The sequence below is a fragment of the Savagea serpentis genome, assembly GCF_015351395.1.
In the GTDB taxonomy this organism is placed as follows: Bacteria; Bacillota; Bacilli; order Bacillales_A; family Planococcaceae; genus Savagea; species Savagea serpentis.
Genome location: NZ_JADKPV010000012.1, coordinates 1 through 16,513, shown reverse-complemented (window position 1 = coordinate 16,513; position 16,513 = coordinate 1). Strand labels below are relative to the sequence as shown.

The window sequence follows — 16,513 nt, the reverse complement described above, 5'->3', positions numbered from 1 at the left end:
ATAGCGCGCAACTACAACCATTACGAGTGCTGGAAATGCAGCTGCACCAGCCCCTTGAATAAAACGAGCCATAATAAGTAAGGAAAAGAAAGAATGGCCAACAAACCCAATTACCGACCCGAAACAATTTATTATAATTCCAAATAGGAGTAACCTTTTGATGCCTAATTGATCAGATAGCTTTCCATATACAGCTGTTCCAATGGAAAAGGTTAACATAAAGGCTGTGTTCACCCAGCTTGTACTCGCCGGTGATTTATTAAAATCATTTGCAATATCAGGTAATGAGACGTTCAAAACCATTTCATTTAATACGCTAAAAAAAGATAGAACGCAAAGCCAAATTAAAATTTGGTTGTGTCGTAAATTTGATTGTGAATAAGACGTATTCACATTTCGCCCTCCAATAATGAGGGTAGACGTAGTTTATAGGGTTAATGATACGCTTCCCTCTTTTAATTGAACCCTGTTACATTCATTACACTTCATAATTAATTCCTCCTAAACTTGATTAAAACATTTTACCACATACAGACTAAGTTTTAAATTCAGTTTTCATCACTTATTCCGTTAAATGGCCCGTTTGTTGAACTACTCTTTAATAAAATAATTTTTCCGTTCCCAATTCCACATTGCAATAATAGAAAAGCCATCTTCATCTGCTTTTTCTTCATCATCTGTATGTATTAAATCGCCATCTTCTGCTGTATATGGCATTTAATAAATGTAGGTTTCGGCAGTATAATTATTAGAGTTAATGTATAATCAGAGCATGGATTTATTGTATATTGAGGTATTTTTATACATTAAACTTCTCAAAGCTTCTTCAACTAACGGGCAGGATAGTTTAAGTGTATTTCTTCACAACAACTTGTACTTTGAACTATGAAGTGTTAATATACTATTAATCGAAAGGAGAGATGGGTGGACAATGAAGAACTAATCTAATTTTTAACAATTGAAATAGTATATTTCAGTTTAAAAACTTAGGATTAGTTTGCCCATTTTTTCATATACTAAATAAATGTAAGACTGAATAGCTAAAAAGGCTACTTAGTTTTATTTGAGTATCGTAAAGAGTGACATGACTAATCCTTCCAACATTATATGGGAGGATTTTTTATTATTCTCCCAGAATCAAAATAAAGAAAGAAGGAATCGAATTGTTAAAACAAAAAGAACTAATGGCAAGGGTTAAGGAACTTGTCCAGTCAGATGAACGAATATCTGCTTGTATGATGTATGGGTCTTTTACAAAAGGAGAGGGAGATCAATACTCTGATATAGAATATTATGTTTTTCTGAAAGATGATACAATTTCCACCTTTGATTCAGCAAAATGGCTAAATGAAGTCGCTTCCTACCATTTACTCTATCAAAATGAGTACGGTACGGAAGTAGTAATTTTTGAAAATCTAATACGTGGTGAATTTCATTTCCTTTCCGAAAGCGAAATGAATATTATTCCTTCATTCAAAGAATCAGGCTACATTCCTGACACAAAAGCAATGTTTATTTATGATGAAACAGGACAATTAGAATTGTATTTATCAGGGTTGGAAGGTTCGGGACCAAATAGACTTACAGAAGAAAACGTAAATTTTTTATTGAATAATTTTTCCAACCTATGGTTAATGGGGATTAATGTTCTTAAAAGAGGGGAATATGCACGTTCACTGGAAATTTTATCTCAATTACAAAAAAATATACTGCAACTCATTCGAATTGCGGAAGAAAATGCCGATAATTGGTTTAATATGACAAAGAATCTTGAAAAAGAAATTAGTCCTGAAAACTATGAAAAGTTTAAAAAGACTACTGCCCGATTAAATGAATTAGAACTATATGAAGCCTATAAGAACTCTTTGCTTCTCGTTATGGAATTTCGAAATCTTGTTGAAAAACAGTATCAGTTAACCGTTAGCAATGAATTTTTCGAAAAACTGTTACATTATATGAATGAATAGAAAAAAACTTATTGTGCTATCGGGTGCTTTAATTGAATAAGCTCCATGTTCAACGGACCTTAAATATGCACCTTTTTATACATAGGCAGTATATTTAAGGTCCTTTTATACAGAAAATATACTGCCATTTCATACATGAATTAAATGCCAAATACAACCTTTTTCTATTGTTTTTTATTTAAAAACCCTTATATATCAACTATTCAGAGCATTTTTCTAGGATCTGAATATCCTTCTTGAAATAGCACTTAGAAACCTTCTTAAAATAGATATTTAGTATTTCAAATCCAAATAACGCATGGCCAAATCAAAACGATTTTGCCCATGGCCTAATTCGTCATGAACTCGATCCATCGCTGCTTTCGTTTCTTCGTATATTTCTTTTTCTACAGTCGAAAAACCTGCATCTGCTCGTTTCCCCTCAAATAAATTATCTAGAATACGATTCATCACATCTAAATGATCGGATGAATGATTAATCTCATCTTGAAATCTCGTTCTCGCAAATAAATGGCGAAAGCCATGCATCGCCATGATCGGCCTTGCAATATCATATTCTTGCTTCACCGCAGCGACCATTTTCGCCAATTGTAAACTTTCAAGTGGAATTACTCGCTCACGCTCGTCTAATCTCCCTAGTAAATCATCTAATCGTGAAGTATGCTCTGCATCAATTCGAACTTCTCGATAACGATTACCTTTCGTCACATAACTCGGATCATCTCGTGCAATACGAATTTTATAGTGATCTTCATGTCGCTCAAAATGTCTTCGTTCGATTCTACATACTTCTTCTGCTCGTAAACCCGACACCATCGACAAATATGCAGCCGATGCTGCTGTGTCTTGCCCTTTTTCTTCGAGTCTTTGAATAATTTCTTTTGCTTCCTCTGCTTGGTAAGCACGTGGTTTACGTTCAATTTCTTGATGAGCTGATAAACTCGTATATCGACGTTGATCCGCCATTAACGGCGGAAGTTCTCCGAACTTCTCATCGCGTTCCATTGCTTTCGACAAATGAATCAAAGCAGTTTCGACATTTTGCAAAGAGCCTTTCGTCAATCCTTGCTGCTCTTTTGCATCTAAATACGCTTCAGCGTGTTCCTGACGAAACTGATTTAATCGATTGATCCCAAACTCTTCTTTAACAAATTGAGCGAATCTTCCGACTTCTCCCATCGTCTTTTTATAAGTAGCTTTGCTATGAATACCAAAATGGTCTGGATTTTTACTCTTCATTTCTTTCTTAGAAAAACCAATTCTACTCGATTGACGAATTAAATTTTTAGCTGTGTATTTTGCATTATCATTCCCAAACTTCTCGATCTGCTCTCTCTTATATTGTTTTTGACGAGCCAATTTTCTCTTGGCCGATCGTGATAATTTCTTTTTCATCCCCTCACTCTCCGTAATAATTTAAAAAATCTAAGTTCAAAACATGAAAACCTTAAAGGATTATGCCGCTTGTTACCAATCGGCATAACCCTCTCACTCATCAGACGCTATTTTATATGTATACGCATATTTTTCTTGAAACAAATTGCATGAAGCGAATTGAGTCCATCAACAATATATCGCTTACCCCCATTGCAGCTTCTCTGCAATGTACAATTTTTTGTTCGTGTCTCTACACGAGGTTTTCGCATCTTGTTGGTTGGAATCAATTTGTTTTGTTGAATCTACTTACTTCTAATCCTACTGCATTACTTCTTCTCAATTCACTTTGCTTTTAAAAACACTATTACAATCTAATTACAGCACTTTTCACAATATAAGTATAAAACATCATCTTTTCCGAAATCTCTTTTCTACATTGAATCTAAGAGGCCTTACTAATACTCCTTTCTATTTTTATATCTTCATATAGACTATTCAATTATACTTTCATCAAATATATTTTTAGATCCTCGCATAGTATCTCTCTCCAATAAAACTAATTTCTTTAACATCTTTTTCAACTCTTGAAATTGTTTCTTTTGTTCTTGATCCAATTGGAAATTCAAATCACCAGTTAAATCGATACCTTCTTTATCATATAAATCACTCAAAACCATGAATGTATAATCGACAATACTCCTTACAAAAAAAACATCCTCTGACGATTCCACATAATCTAACCACTTTAAAAAATATCTTCCTGCTGCTAATGAACTTGTCTGTTGGCTCATTCCCTCAACATATCTATAATAATTTTCATAAAGCTCCTTTTTAACAATATTCAACAATAATAACCCCTCCATTTTTATTTATCGCTTTATTGTATTCACGTGAAAAAATATATATTCCTAAAAAAATAGATATGTACTCAAAACAGTACTTAGGCCACGTAAATAAAAAAGGAGAATAGAAATATGTAAGGCAGAGTGGAGCGTTTATTTTCAATGAAGATCATCCTGGTTTTGTGTTTTTTTGTATAAAAACATCTAGTAATTTTAAGGCATAGCTAAATAAACGTTTAAGTGCTGGTGTTTTTTTTCTAACAGTGACTTCTTCTAAGTAACTATCCAGCTGTTTTTTAAACGCTTCAGATGATGTTTTATTTTGTTGTATAAGATGTTGCATCATAATTTCGACCGTTGTCCAACGAGTCTTTGCAGATCTTCCTTTACCTATTACAAAGCGAAGCAGCTTTGATGATTCTTTTAATAACTTATTTAACGTACTTTGTGGTATTCCAATTACTTCACACATCTGTTTCTGTGTCAGATGTAGGAATGGATTTTCTTGATTTATCCGCTTTTTAATGTAGGAGACAATATCTTCTTCCCATTCGTGTAAATGACTACGTACTCGATCAGCACGCTCTTTTTTATGTTTATACCACCCTAACGCTCCCACAGTAACCGGTATAGATTTACTCTTTGGTACATGTATCTCTAGCAGCTCTTTAATATATTCCGATTTTGGCCCTTGATACTTTCCAGAATAGGCAGATTTAATAATCGATTGAACTTCTCCATGTGGAATCGAAACATTTAAAGATGAATTATATACATCCAATAAATCATAGGTTTCTCTTTCTGATAACCCATCACTATAACAAGCTAAAGCTAAAGTAAACATGACATTATTTCGACCAATCTTACCTTTAGCACCTCGAACACTTTTCGTATGTAGTAGAGCTTGAAACCACTGTGAATCGGTTAATTTATTTTGATTACGACTTACATGTATCGTAAATAAAGATCTATTCAAATTGTCGTCCTGACGTTGTGACCAAGCAATGAGTTCAGCAACTGAATAAATATATTCTGGTTGATAGAACACAATATTCTTTTGATTAGGCATACGAAAAAAGCCAAAATCATTACAGAGTAAGTCTGCGTCAACTGATCGTAAACTACGCTTAATATTGTTTGAAATTCTCTTGGCCACTTTCAAACTACGATATTCATTTTTATTAGATATGTATATTGGTGACTTTAGTGCAAAGTAGACTTGATAACCTCGATCAGACTCTAAAATCATCGTTGGTATTCCAATTGATTCATCTAAACAAGACATAAGAATCTCATTCACACTATGTCTTTTAGTATCAATATCTACTACAAAAACATTTACTTGTTGAAGATTTTTTTCTTCAAAACCATGTACATAACGACGGTTTGAGTCGGTATACTGATATTTCCGATATACATTAGGAGTAAAGTGAGTCACGTGATCTGCAGCATCGATGAGAGCTTCATGAGATGTAGCTATGTATCCTCTCACTCCAGAAGAAGTGAAATCCTCTTTAGAACGAACGATAAATACGCCACCTTTTTTATCACGTATTTCATGCTTTTGAGCTTGATTACGTTCATAAAAAGTAGCGTTAGAATTTTTAATTCGATATGCAGTAAGTCCATTATGCATTATTAACTTCAGAACTTCCTTAAGTTTAATTTCTTTTAATATCGTCACTGTGTCCACCCCTTTTTAATGAGCGAACATCTATGTGAAAGGTAACCTGCCTATAAAAAAACTGACCTAATCTATTGAAATAAATTAATGATTACGTATAATGAAATATGTATATATTTTTTATGTTCTATACAAGTTAGCACCAACTAACTTTGAACATGTAATCTTTGCAGGTTACCAGCCAACAAAGATATTCGAGAAACCACTCTTTCTTTAAAGAGTGGTTTCTTATTTCTATTTTAGTAGACCATATTTCAAAACAAATGTAAACCCTATAGCTACGCGTTTTATAAAGCATTTAACAAATTACTACTTTTGATAAGTAGTAATTTTGATTAATTACTACTTATCAAAAGTAGTAATTTTCATTTTGTTGGCTTTAGAACAACCTTTACAACCAAAATAAATTTAAGGATTTTTCGAAAATTACCACTTAACAAAAGTAGTAATTTTTGTTATTGTTAAAAATAATAAAAATCATTTAAAAAAGAGAGGTATCTTATAATGGGAATAACTATTGTCGTAGGTAATTTCAAAGGCGGTGTCGGAAAAACAAAAGTAGCTGTGATGTCCAGTTGGGAACTTGCTTTTAAATTTAAAAAAAAGGTTCTACTTGTAGATTTAGACCCTCAAGGTAATGCTAGTACATTGATTGCTCGATCTTTAGGTATTGAAGAGTTAAACAAAAGTATTTTTGACGGTTTTCAAAAAGGCGATCTTACAGATTCTATTGTTAAAGACAATGAATTTTTACACTTTATTCCTGCACAAGTTTCCTTTAAAAACCTTCCCAAATTCCTATATTCAAACTTCGATAACGAGTATGAACAAATTACATACTTGAAAACGTTATTACAACCTATCAAAAACGATTACGATTATATTTTCATAGATGTCCCACCTACTCTTAGTGACTACTCTGATAATGCTATGATGGCTTCTGATTATGTACTGATTATTTTACAAGCTCAAGAGTTGTCACTAGAAGGTGCAGAGACTTACGTTAAATATCTACAATTTATGGTTGATAATTATGATGCTGATTTACAAGTAGTCGGTGTTCTTCCTGTCTTGCTTCGCCCTGGAGGAAGAGTGGATATTTCTATCTTAGAGCAAGCTAAAGATGTCTTTGGCAAACAAAATGTTTTTAAGACAGTCGTTAAACATTTAGAACGACTAAAATCATGGGATGTAACTGGTATAAAAAGCAATGATCATCATGATCGTAATGCTCACAATCTATTTATAGATGTTGTTGATGAGTTACTTACCAAATTGAAATTATTTGAAAAGGAGGGAAAGTACAATGAGTAAACAAAAAATTAATGGACTTATTAAGAAAAAAGTTAAAAATACTACCTTGAAACCATCTGTCCCTATCAAAAAAATCCAAGATGATGATTTTGGTTATTCTATTCAACGTAACTCTCCTTTATTACACAAAAAAGAAAGCTCTGGACAGAAGCAATTTCATGTTTCGGCTGCCAATCTTTCTAACCGGTCACCACTGACAAAAGAAAATGGTAAAAGTATCAAAATTACTAAAGAAGTTTTAGATGAAATTCAATTATTAGGATCTTTTATAAATGAGAGTGTTATCTACAAAATCATTGGAGAGTTACTTGATAGTTATATTCAAAACGAACTTTCTGAAAGACAGCAAAGACAGTTTGAATTTATCTTGAGAAAAAACACAGATATATCTTCATAGCATCATAATTTCTCAGTTATTTATTAAGCTGCTCTGTTCAATGAAGTTACTCTTAAAACACCAAAACACACGATATCTTTGCGGTTTTAAGCAATAAATACGAGGTATTACATGAAGTTTACATGGAATAGATAACGCAGCTACATTGAGAGTGTCTTGTAAGTTCAATCTATGATCTATCCATACAATTACATGGAACTTATCTTATCAATTCATTGTATTATCATTGAACATACATGGGATAGATCCATGAAAATAGACGATACCCTTGCGGTTTTAAACAATAGCTCCTAGAGATTACATGGATTCTACATTGAAACTTTCTTGTGCGTTCAATGTAGAATCATCATTTATAAGACTCTTTCACATACCCTGATCATCATAATGAATTGGTTCTTCATTTCAAAAACATACTCTTCTGCTTCTTTTATGGCCATATCATTCAAGGCTTCTCAATCGCCTTTTACAGCAGTTTTTATCATATGACCTGCCAATACACCTATTTTCTTTTCAGTGGCTTTAATACGCCGCCCTCGTCCTTCTACTTTGTTCTATCCTCTATTCAATAGACCGACTAAAAGTTGCCGTTTCACTCTTTTTTCTTAACAGATCGGATGGCTACCCCCTTACTTTTATAACTTGAAATACTTCAAGCTCATTGCCATTTCTTCTTCTTCGATTCCAATATATCGTTTCGTCACATTCTGTGAAGCATGATTAAAAATCACCATCAACGTCGCAATATCTTTCGTTTGCTGATAATAATGATATCCAAAAGTTTTCCGCAAGGAATTGGTCCCAACATCTTCTCTCCCAAGTAAATCAGCTGCCTTCTGAAAGACTCGATAGGCCTGTGTCGTTGAAATCGGCTGTCCTGTCCGTTGTGAAGCGAATAAATACGCTTCTTCCTCTTTTCCTTCCGTATACGTCGCAATTTCCGGCATGATCATATGTAAAAAGACCGTTCGTTTCTTGCCTGTTTTCTTTTCTCGAATGGTGACTGATGTTTTCCCTCGCACATCGCCTACCTTCAATGGCAACAGATCACTAATGCGAAGCCCTGTATTGATGCCCATATCAAACATCAACAAATCTCTTTCTGCCGTGCGGCTCATTTGTAAGGCTTGGCGAAATTGCTGAATTTCTTCGGCCGATCGTAACGGCTGCACATTTTCTCTCGGTTTCATCAAAAAACGCTCCTTTTTCATGTAAAGTTTCCTTTTATTTTAACAGAAACCGTACATGTTTTTCGGCAACAAAAAAAGAACCGCTCGGTTGAGCGATTCTTGATGTACGGTTCTAACCAATACCGTACTTGTAATTCTTTTCATCTTAAATTTTATAAAAACTCTACTTTAAATATTCTTCTATATATCCTGATTTAAACAGTAAATCTTTCTCGCTTATGTACTTACTATTCATTATTAGGCTATCTAAATCTTCACAAAAGCCTCTCCAATTACTTGGATCATACTTCTTCACAATTTTTTTTATAAAAAGTAAATACTTTATCAGACCTACTCTATTATTTAATGAAGGTTCTGTACTTTCTGGCATACTATATTTAAATGTTCTATTGATCAACTTTTCATTATGTGAACAAAGATTCCTTACATACCTTACTCCATTTAAAGCTGCTGGAACTTTGATTGGAGAATAATCAATTTCCCCAATACTTTTAAATATTTTTCTTAATTCATTCTTATTTAAAAAACGAAGAATTTGAGTCACTTCTCCAAAAGTTAATTGTTCAATAACTACCCAGATCGGAAGAGGTTTATCTGAATGGTAATTTTTAATTTCTTTAATGTCCTCTTTTGTAAACTTATCTGAAGAAACATTATTAGTGTGAGATTTTTTAGTGTAAGTTTTTACATTAGGGGTACTACCAACAAAAAGCGGAAAACATACGCTAAGCAAAATTCGACATAAAGAAAGCCGATTTTTCCTACGCTAAGGATTTTGAAAGATAAAAAAGCCTAATCCCTGCTAAATTGAAGGGGAAATTAGGCTTTTGGTCTTCCACAATCGCGCCCGTTTGTGGAAGATAGCGATTTCCTCTCCTAATATTATCTGAAAGGAATCATTAAGCACTGTTCGCACCAAAATTGTTGGCCTTATCCTCTTCCAAAAGCTCTAACCCTTCAGAAATCCAGTCCTGATCCCTTGCCCTTAAGCCTTCTAACAGGTAACTGACTTGATCGAACGTTACGAACAAGGAGACTTTTCTGATGAGAGTATCCAAGTCAACCTCGCCTCTATAAGCCATCACTTGCCGAGTAAACAGCTCGCCGCAATCTTCCAAAAGGTATACATAATCATAATCGGGATCACTTATTGCGGCATCACCAAAATCGATAATGCCTGTTAATGGGGTCTGACGTGAATTCAAATTCGTCAAAAAATGATCAGGTGACAAATCGCCGTGAATTAGTCTCGGCGTATATCGTGTATATACCGGATGAGTCATATAGGATTGGAAGCGCAGCGTGAGATAGTCCCTTAAAGACTCATCAAGAAGAGGGAACACCTGATCCTCCACAGCTTCCGATAGCAAGAGAATTTTATTTTTCAGGTTTGTAACAGGAACCCCGGCTGATATGGCAGTTTCAACAGGAAATGCGCTTAGCTCATTCATGAACTCAGCAAGTTGCAGCGCCAGTCGATCTTTTGCATCATCGGGAAAAACGGCCATCCCGTCTTCACCCAAGATTTGGCCTTGGACTTTACGGTAGCCCACGAAGGGATTTCCATCACTTTGCTTTCCGATATATACATACTGTGGAATATTCACCTTAACACAACCGACCAACAGAGGTAGCAATTGGATTTCTTTGTTCAATTCGTCTGCACCTTGTTGACTCTTGGGAAAACGAAAAACCCAATCTCCATTGACGAGGATCGCGTAATTCCTAAAGCCCTCACCAAGCGACTCGACGGATTGTATGCTTATATCTGGGAACTGAGTCATTATCATTGTGGTATAGTGAAGTTTATTTTGTTTCATTTATTCTCCTATCTCATTATGCAGCTCTCCTGCTTAGTTTAATAAGTCTTACTCTACAATATGGCCCGATTGCTGAATAAAGTTGAAAGAACGATCATTGGCTATTTATTATTTCAATCCATGGATCAGATTCCGCAATTCAGCATTTACACTTTATCATATAATAACCTTTGACAATCGTGGGTGCTACTGTTTGTTCCAAAACTATACTTATTCTACAAAAAAGAAAAGAAACAAAAAAACTGACTTCTGCCACCTCAGCAAAGGGGGGTTTTGCTCTCGTGCTCGTTTAAAAATCAGCAAGGGACAGGTAGTATTTTTTGAGAAGATCACTCAAAAAATCTCCACCTTTAAACCCTTGCCAATTTTTATTTTGTCCGTTTTGTCTAGCTTACCGAAAGCCAGACTCAGCAAGAATAAAATTTTTATTGTCTTTCGGTTTTCTAGTGTAACGGACAAAACCACTCAAAATAAAAAAGATACAAGAGAGGTCTCTCGTATCTTTTATTCAGCAATCGCGCCCGATAGCTTAATAAAAAGTGTTTGTCAGATAAAATTACTATAAATATTTCGAGTGAAATTCGTCATTTTCTCATCATACATGGGGTATTTATAACCTAGTGAAGAAGCAACTTCCTTGGAGTAGGCTCTAAATAATTCACAACATAACTTAAAGGATTCCCAAGACTCTATATAACCGGATTGCGAATAGGTGTTAATCAGTTTTTCTAACTCGGCTTTAGGAAGATAATTATTAATAAATTTGTAGTTCTTCCCTATACTAAAATTAAATCCTTCTCTTATACCAACTTCCCATGACATCATTCGTAAAAGTTCAGGGCGAAGAATTTGATTGAAATGATCCAATGCAAAGAAAAGCTCTTTTCTAAGTAAGCCTTTTGCTACATAGGCTGATACATTCCAAAACTCATTACAGCAATCATCAAATTCTTGCTCAGATGGTTTTTTAATCCAATATTTTTTGTCACTTGGATCAATTTTTTTATTGATTCGATTATCTTTATCAATCAATATTTCCATTAAACCATCTGAATTAGATAAATAATCGTCAAGTTCATTTAGAGGTATTAAAGTTAAATCAATCTTAATGCCATCATTAAAATACATGATATAACTAAACCAATTCCCTAATTCTGATGGGTATAGCTCCATATCTTCTGGTTTTTGCATAAAAATCAAGTCACCAAATACTTCAAGCCAAAGATCATCTTTCTTATAAGATTCCATATTTGTTACAAAAAAAGAAATATCATAATCCTGGAAATCATCTTTGGGAATATTCGTATTTGTTCTGGACCCCTCAAGAATTGATAATCTGATGGTATCATCATTCATAACAATATTTTTAAAAAGGTTCATCATCTCATTTTCTTCACGCATATAAAGTCCCCCTTTTAAACGTTTTCCCTTTAGCTTAACCAATTATTTCAAACCCACATTATTCCGCAATAAGTTATTCCACAAAATGGCCCGTTTGTTGAACTACTCTTTAATAAAATAATTTTTCCGTTCCCAATTCCACATTGCAATAATAGAAAATCCATCTTCATCGGCTTTTTCGTCATCATCTGTATGAATCAAATCGCCTTCTTCTGTGTCATCAAGGTTTAATTTTTTATGTATTTCTTTTAACAAACCACCATAGGAGATTAACCTTTTACGGTGTAAACCTTCCTCCAAATCAGACAAACGTTTCAAATTCTTTTCTTCATCATCGGTCATAAAATCCGTATCCTTTACAGGATATTTTGCAGTTTCGTCAATTGCCGATTGTATATCCGATTTATATTTATTTTTCGGTCGAATCATTTGAACTTTTACATTTGGATCATAGTCTAATTTCATTGCCTTTTTCCAAAATTGAATCCATTGTTTTTGATTCACGTAGTTTTCTGTATTCTTAAAATAAGTTGGTTCCACACATACCAATACATGCATGTGCTGATTATAAGAATTATCTTTATTATTTATTGTCACTTCCGTTGCACATTGGACAAAGCCTGGATTTACAAAACCACACTTTGTATAATTTCCGTTCACCTGTCTCACGACTTTCTTTATATTCTAAAACAACAGCACAATCTTTCACACGTTCAGCTTTTTTAAATTCTAGTATATGCAGCAACTCAAAATAACCAACGTTAGCTATCTTTTTTTCTTTCCAAGGTCTGATCTTCCCACTTTTCGTCCGATCCACTAATATACTTGATTTTTCTTTTGAAGTAATGCTATGATTATTACACATATTAGATACAGAAACCCCCTATGTAAATTTTGTTTTTGTGTGGTAACTTAAACAATAACATAGGGGTTTTTTCTGTGCAACCATTTTCAACCGTTTTTTGAGACTGAAAAACCAATGGTATCAAGGGTTCAAGGCTGATATCACCCCCCGATTAAAAAAACTTGTTGTTTCTATAAGTATCAAGATAAGAAAGAAAAGGATTTTTCGCTACGCTCAAATCCTTTAAAAAAACACAAAAGACCACATTTTTTAATGTGGTCTTTTATTCTTCAACTAAAGCACCCGTTAGCTTAACAATTTTCTTTCATAAACATGAAAATAGTAGTTATAAGGATTTTTTTCATCCTTAATACCTTTTTCAACGGATACTTCATCCCATTCATTGAAATTCACTTCTGGAAAAAACGTATCCCCTTCGAATTCATGATGAATTTTTGTAATATACATCTTTTCGACGTAAGGTAAGAACATTTTATAAATTTGTTCTCCCCCGAAAATAAAAATCTCTTTTTCATTATTACAAATCTTAAATACATCTTCGACTGAATGGACAATTTCACAACCCTCAAAGTTATAATTCTTATCTCTCGTTAAAACAATATTTCTTCTGTAAGGTAAAGCCCTTCCTATTGATTCAAGGTTTTTTCTACCCAATATGATTGGTTGTCCAATTGTGGTATTTTTAACAAACTCCCAATCCTTCGGAATTCTCCATGGAATGTCATTCTCTTTACCAATAACTCTATTCTTGTCCATCGCAACAATTAAAGAAACTTTCATTTATAACACAGCCTTTTTTACCAATTTTACCATGTAATTTCTTATTTCTATTGAAATTCCTTGTTACACTATCCTGCCCGTTAGTTGAAGAAGCTTTTTATATTACAGCTCCAGATCCATATCCTTCTTTTTCTGAACCGACTTCTCCTTTTTCGCTTCTTTATTCAATTCCTTCACACGATTCATATCAAAAGTTTTCTCCTTCGCTTCTGAACGCTCATGTAAACGTCCAATTTCGCTTTTAGGGAGCTTTTCTTTGATTCTACCAACCCAACTACCTAAAACCTCTTTAAAAGCCTGTAAACCGTTTGTACGCTCTTTTAGAAAGTCTTTAGTAGTTTGATAGACGTTTTCCAATTCATTCGTCAAACTGCTTATTTTGCTCCGTAGCCTATTGTTATCCATCTTCAGTTCAGCATTTTCCGAGGTCAAACTTTTATTTGTCACTTCTAATTTTTTATTTTTATTTCTTAAACGCTTATTTTCTTGTGCAAAGTCCGTACTCAAAAGATTATTTACATGTCCTTTTAAGCGTTGCCCATCTTCTGCTGCGCTTGTCAGTTTTTTATAATTATCTTCAGATAAAATCACGTTTTTAGTGGGTTGTCTCTCCGTTTTCATCTTTTCCCTACCGAAGATACTTTTTTCACCTGTCGGCACTTCTACACGCTTCATTTGTCGTTTTGCAGGCACTTTAATTTCATCAGGTACTTTTTCAGTAAGTGCAGATAGCTCACTTTTCTTCACAGCAAGATTTTCCTCAAGAGAATCAATTTCTTTTTCTAGCATTTTCTTTTTAAAATCACGTGTTTCTAAATGTTCTCTGGTAGAACCTTTTTCGCCACGCTCTAACTCAAAACCTTGCTCCTTCATGTGTTTTGGAAAATTATCTTGTAGCCAAAGCAATTCTTGACGGTTAAACACATTTTTACCTTGCAGACGACCATCACGCATAGGAACAACCCCCATATGCATGTGCGGGGTCTTTTCGTCATTGTGAACAACAGCATAGGCGATATTTTGCTTGCCATAACGTTCTGATAGCAAGCTATAACTTTCTTCAAAAAATCGTTTTTGTTCATCTGGATCTAGCCCGTCAAAAAATTCTCTATCCGAGGTAATCAATAATTCATTGACAAGCACCGCGTCTTTTCTTGTTTTCCTGGTGCTTGTTTTCTGCGATTCAATAATCTCATTCACTCGTTCGTTATAATCAATATTTTCCTCATTCGCTAAATCATAATTTTCATGGGATCGCTCTTCATCAATATCGGGATTCGTTTTGCTCTCCCGTTCTCTTTGGTTGTGAAACTGCATGCCTTTAAGGTCATGCGATTTCATTTTTGCCATTCGAACGACAGCATAACTCATAAAAATATCAGCTCCATTTCGGGGACGATTCCGGCTCGTACTTCCATGTAAAGTATAGCACACTATACTTTACATTCGTAAAGGTGTGCTCTGCGAGGCTGCTTCGGCTACCGCCGATCATTCGCTTGAGCGAATGAAAAACCTTGGGCCTTGCCCAAACCCACAAGGGAGAAATTCTCCCTTGACCCCTTTCAAAAAGCTCCCCCAACCCCCTCACTTTTTGAGGGGGCTCCCTCGCCGGTAGGCAGAAACAAACGTGGGGTTTGTTTCAGTGCCAAGAGGGTTCGGGTGTAGCAAAATTGTCAACTCCTTAAATTCTCCCTCACTTCGCTGCGCTTCGTTCAGTCCGATTTACCGTTGACAATTGCCACGTATTTTCTTCTGCAGAAAGTTTCACTTTTAGCCGAAGAAAATAAAAAGAGGTGGCAAATTTGCCACCTCTTAAAAATTTTCTGATCTTCAACAATCGCGCCCGATTGCTTAAGAAAGCTAGAAGTCATTTAATTTATCTCTGGTATTCAACTTTTAAATTGAATTTGTCTTCGTTTATATACATTCAAGGTGATCAGCCAACTAGTAACAACGACTCCTGTAAAAAGGAATAGCATATTACTATACAAATAAGTGGATTGATCAAGGTCCATAGGTAGCAACTTCTGATTCAGTAAGCGTACAGATAATAAACCACCAACAATTGCAATACCTATTCCCTCTGATAAAAAACTGGTAAAATTAAGCAAACTCATTCCGGCACCAGCTTCCTTTTGTTTCAAACTACTTGAAACAATTGTAGATATAACTGTTTTGGTGAATGACAGCCCACCAAAAACAAAAACTAATATAATTGTCAGTAACCATGGTGTTACTTCTAAAAAAAAGGCAGCAGTTAAAAAGCTAACAGAAAGAAATGTAACTCCGATGTTTAACACGTATAAAGGACCTCTTCTATCAACAAGTATCCCACCAATGTAGCCGAAAATAATGACACTCATTGTTCCAGGGAAAATAATTACACTTCCGATTTCGGCAGTACTTAGCTGGTGAACATCTTTCATCATATAAGGAACCATAGAGACAAACCCTGCTACTGTTCCAAATATAATTCCCCCACAAAGAACTCCAATCATAAAAGGTATATTTTTCCCTAATCCGGGATCAACAAAAGGATCTGTTACTTTCCTGATATGTTTTACAAATATCAGGAATGACAGCACGCTAACGATAAGAAAAGAAATGCTATATGATGTTGTAAACAACATAAAAAATACAATGCCTACAGACATTAGTATAATTCCTTTGATATCAAAATGACCTTTTATCCTTACTTCTTTCTTTAATAATTTCATAAGAAACGGAACAGTGATAATTGTTATCATAGGAATGAGTAGAAGATAGGACCAATGAATATAATGGGCTATCATTCCACCAATCGCTGGACCGACTCCTTCTCCCATGGCTACTATCGATCCAATAAGACCAAATGCTTTACCCCTATTTTCCTTTGGAAT

General features: G+C 34.5%; 16 protein-coding genes. 3 read left to right on the top strand and 13 right to left on the bottom strand.

The features are described from left to right. Window positions 1-393, bottom strand: a 393-nt coding sequence (locus tag IRY55_RS13265) for an MFS transporter (RefSeq protein ID WP_194563814.1), incomplete at its 3' end; no start/stop codon positions are given. 33 nt (window positions 394-426) lie between these two features. Next, the gene (locus IRY55_RS13640; RefSeq protein ID WP_012779615.1) at window positions 427-489 is read right to left on the bottom strand and encodes a tetracycline resistance efflux system leader peptide; all 63 of its coding nucleotides are present in this window, start codon (window positions 487-489) and stop codon (window positions 427-429) included. Window positions 490-1,163: 674 nt separating this feature from the next. On the opposite strand from IRY55_RS13640, the gene lnu(G) reads away from it, so the two are divergent. Continuing rightward, a complete protein-coding gene (gene lnu(G) / locus IRY55_RS13250) occupies window positions 1,164-1,967 on the top strand; it encodes a lincosamide nucleotidyltransferase Lnu(G) (RefSeq protein WP_153863849.1) in 804 nt (267 codons plus the stop codon). A gap of 273 nt (window positions 1,968-2,240) precedes the next feature. Here the strand turns inward: lnu(G) and IRY55_RS13245 are convergent, their stop codons facing one another. The 3 genes from IRY55_RS13245 to IRY55_RS13600 all read right to left on the bottom strand — a co-directional run bounded on the left by IRY55_RS13245 (window position 2,241) and on the right by IRY55_RS13600 (window position 5,870). Beyond that, window positions 2,241-3,362, bottom strand: a complete 1,122-nt coding sequence (locus IRY55_RS13245) for a hypothetical protein (protein ID WP_194563812.1) — start codon at window positions 3,360-3,362, stop codon at window positions 2,241-2,243. 473 nt (window positions 3,363-3,835) lie between these two features. Beyond that, the gene (locus IRY55_RS13240; RefSeq protein WP_194563811.1) at window positions 3,836-4,189 is read right to left on the bottom strand and encodes a hypothetical protein; all 354 of its coding nucleotides are present in this window, start codon (window positions 4,187-4,189) and stop codon (window positions 3,836-3,838) included. A 166-nt stretch (window positions 4,190-4,355) separates the two neighbouring features. Continuing rightward, a complete protein-coding gene (locus IRY55_RS13600) occupies window positions 4,356-5,870 on the bottom strand; it encodes a primase C-terminal domain-containing protein (protein ID WP_194563810.1) in 1,515 nt (504 codons plus the stop codon). A gap of 504 nt (window positions 5,871-6,374) precedes the next feature. Between IRY55_RS13600 and IRY55_RS13230 the strand changes: the two genes are divergently transcribed. Then, window positions 6,375-7,184, top strand: a complete 810-nt coding sequence (locus IRY55_RS13230) for a ParA family protein (protein ID WP_194563809.1) — start codon at window positions 6,375-6,377, stop codon at window positions 7,182-7,184. After that, window positions 7,177-7,581, top strand: coding sequence for a hypothetical protein (locus IRY55_RS13225; protein WP_194563808.1), 405 nt, complete (start codon window positions 7,177-7,179; stop codon window positions 7,579-7,581). The genes IRY55_RS13230 and IRY55_RS13225 overlap by 8 nt, the downstream gene beginning before the upstream one ends. A gap of 632 nt (window positions 7,582-8,213) precedes the next feature. Here IRY55_RS13225 and IRY55_RS13220 read toward each other — a convergent pair. From IRY55_RS13220 to IRY55_RS13185, 8 genes are all read right to left on the bottom strand, one after another. Continuing rightward, complete coding sequence (locus IRY55_RS13220; RefSeq protein ID WP_194563807.1) at window positions 8,214-8,768, bottom strand: tyrosine-type recombinase/integrase; 555 nt, start codon at window positions 8,766-8,768, stop codon at window positions 8,214-8,216. A 163-nt stretch (window positions 8,769-8,931) separates the two neighbouring features. Further along, window positions 8,932-9,501, bottom strand: coding sequence for an Abi family protein (locus tag IRY55_RS13215; protein WP_194563806.1), 570 nt, complete (start codon window positions 9,499-9,501; stop codon window positions 8,932-8,934). A 166-nt stretch (window positions 9,502-9,667) separates the two neighbouring features. Then, window positions 9,668-10,588: an aminoglycoside O-phosphotransferase APH(2'')-IIIa gene (aph(2'')-IIIa, locus tag IRY55_RS13210; protein ID WP_194563805.1), complete on the bottom strand. Its 921-nt coding sequence runs from the start codon at window positions 10,586-10,588 to the stop codon at window positions 9,668-9,670. Between the two features lie 546 nt (window positions 10,589-11,134). Then, the gene (gene ant(6) / locus IRY55_RS13205) at window positions 11,135-11,989 is read right to left on the bottom strand and encodes an aminoglycoside 6-adenylyltransferase (RefSeq protein WP_194563804.1); all 855 of its coding nucleotides are present in this window, start codon (window positions 11,987-11,989) and stop codon (window positions 11,135-11,137) included. 102 nt (window positions 11,990-12,091) lie between these two features. Further along, on the bottom strand, window positions 12,092-12,649 hold the full coding sequence (locus tag IRY55_RS13200) for a protein rep (protein WP_456238891.1): 558 nt from the start codon (window positions 12,647-12,649) through the stop codon (window positions 12,092-12,094). 490 nt (window positions 12,650-13,139) lie between these two features. Further along, window positions 13,140-13,634: a DfrD/DfrG/DfrK family trimethoprim-resistant dihydrofolate reductase gene (dfr, locus tag IRY55_RS13195; RefSeq protein ID WP_040036932.1), complete on the bottom strand. Its 495-nt coding sequence runs from the start codon at window positions 13,632-13,634 to the stop codon at window positions 13,140-13,142. A 102-nt stretch (window positions 13,635-13,736) separates the two neighbouring features. Beyond that, on the bottom strand, window positions 13,737-15,005 hold the full coding sequence (gene mobV / locus IRY55_RS13190) for a MobV family relaxase (protein ID WP_194563803.1): 1,269 nt from the start codon (window positions 15,003-15,005) through the stop codon (window positions 13,737-13,739). Between the two features lie 518 nt (window positions 15,006-15,523). After that, window positions 15,524-16,513 (bottom strand): MFS transporter (locus IRY55_RS13185; protein WP_194563802.1); only part of this gene is annotated, 990 nt, incomplete at its 5' end.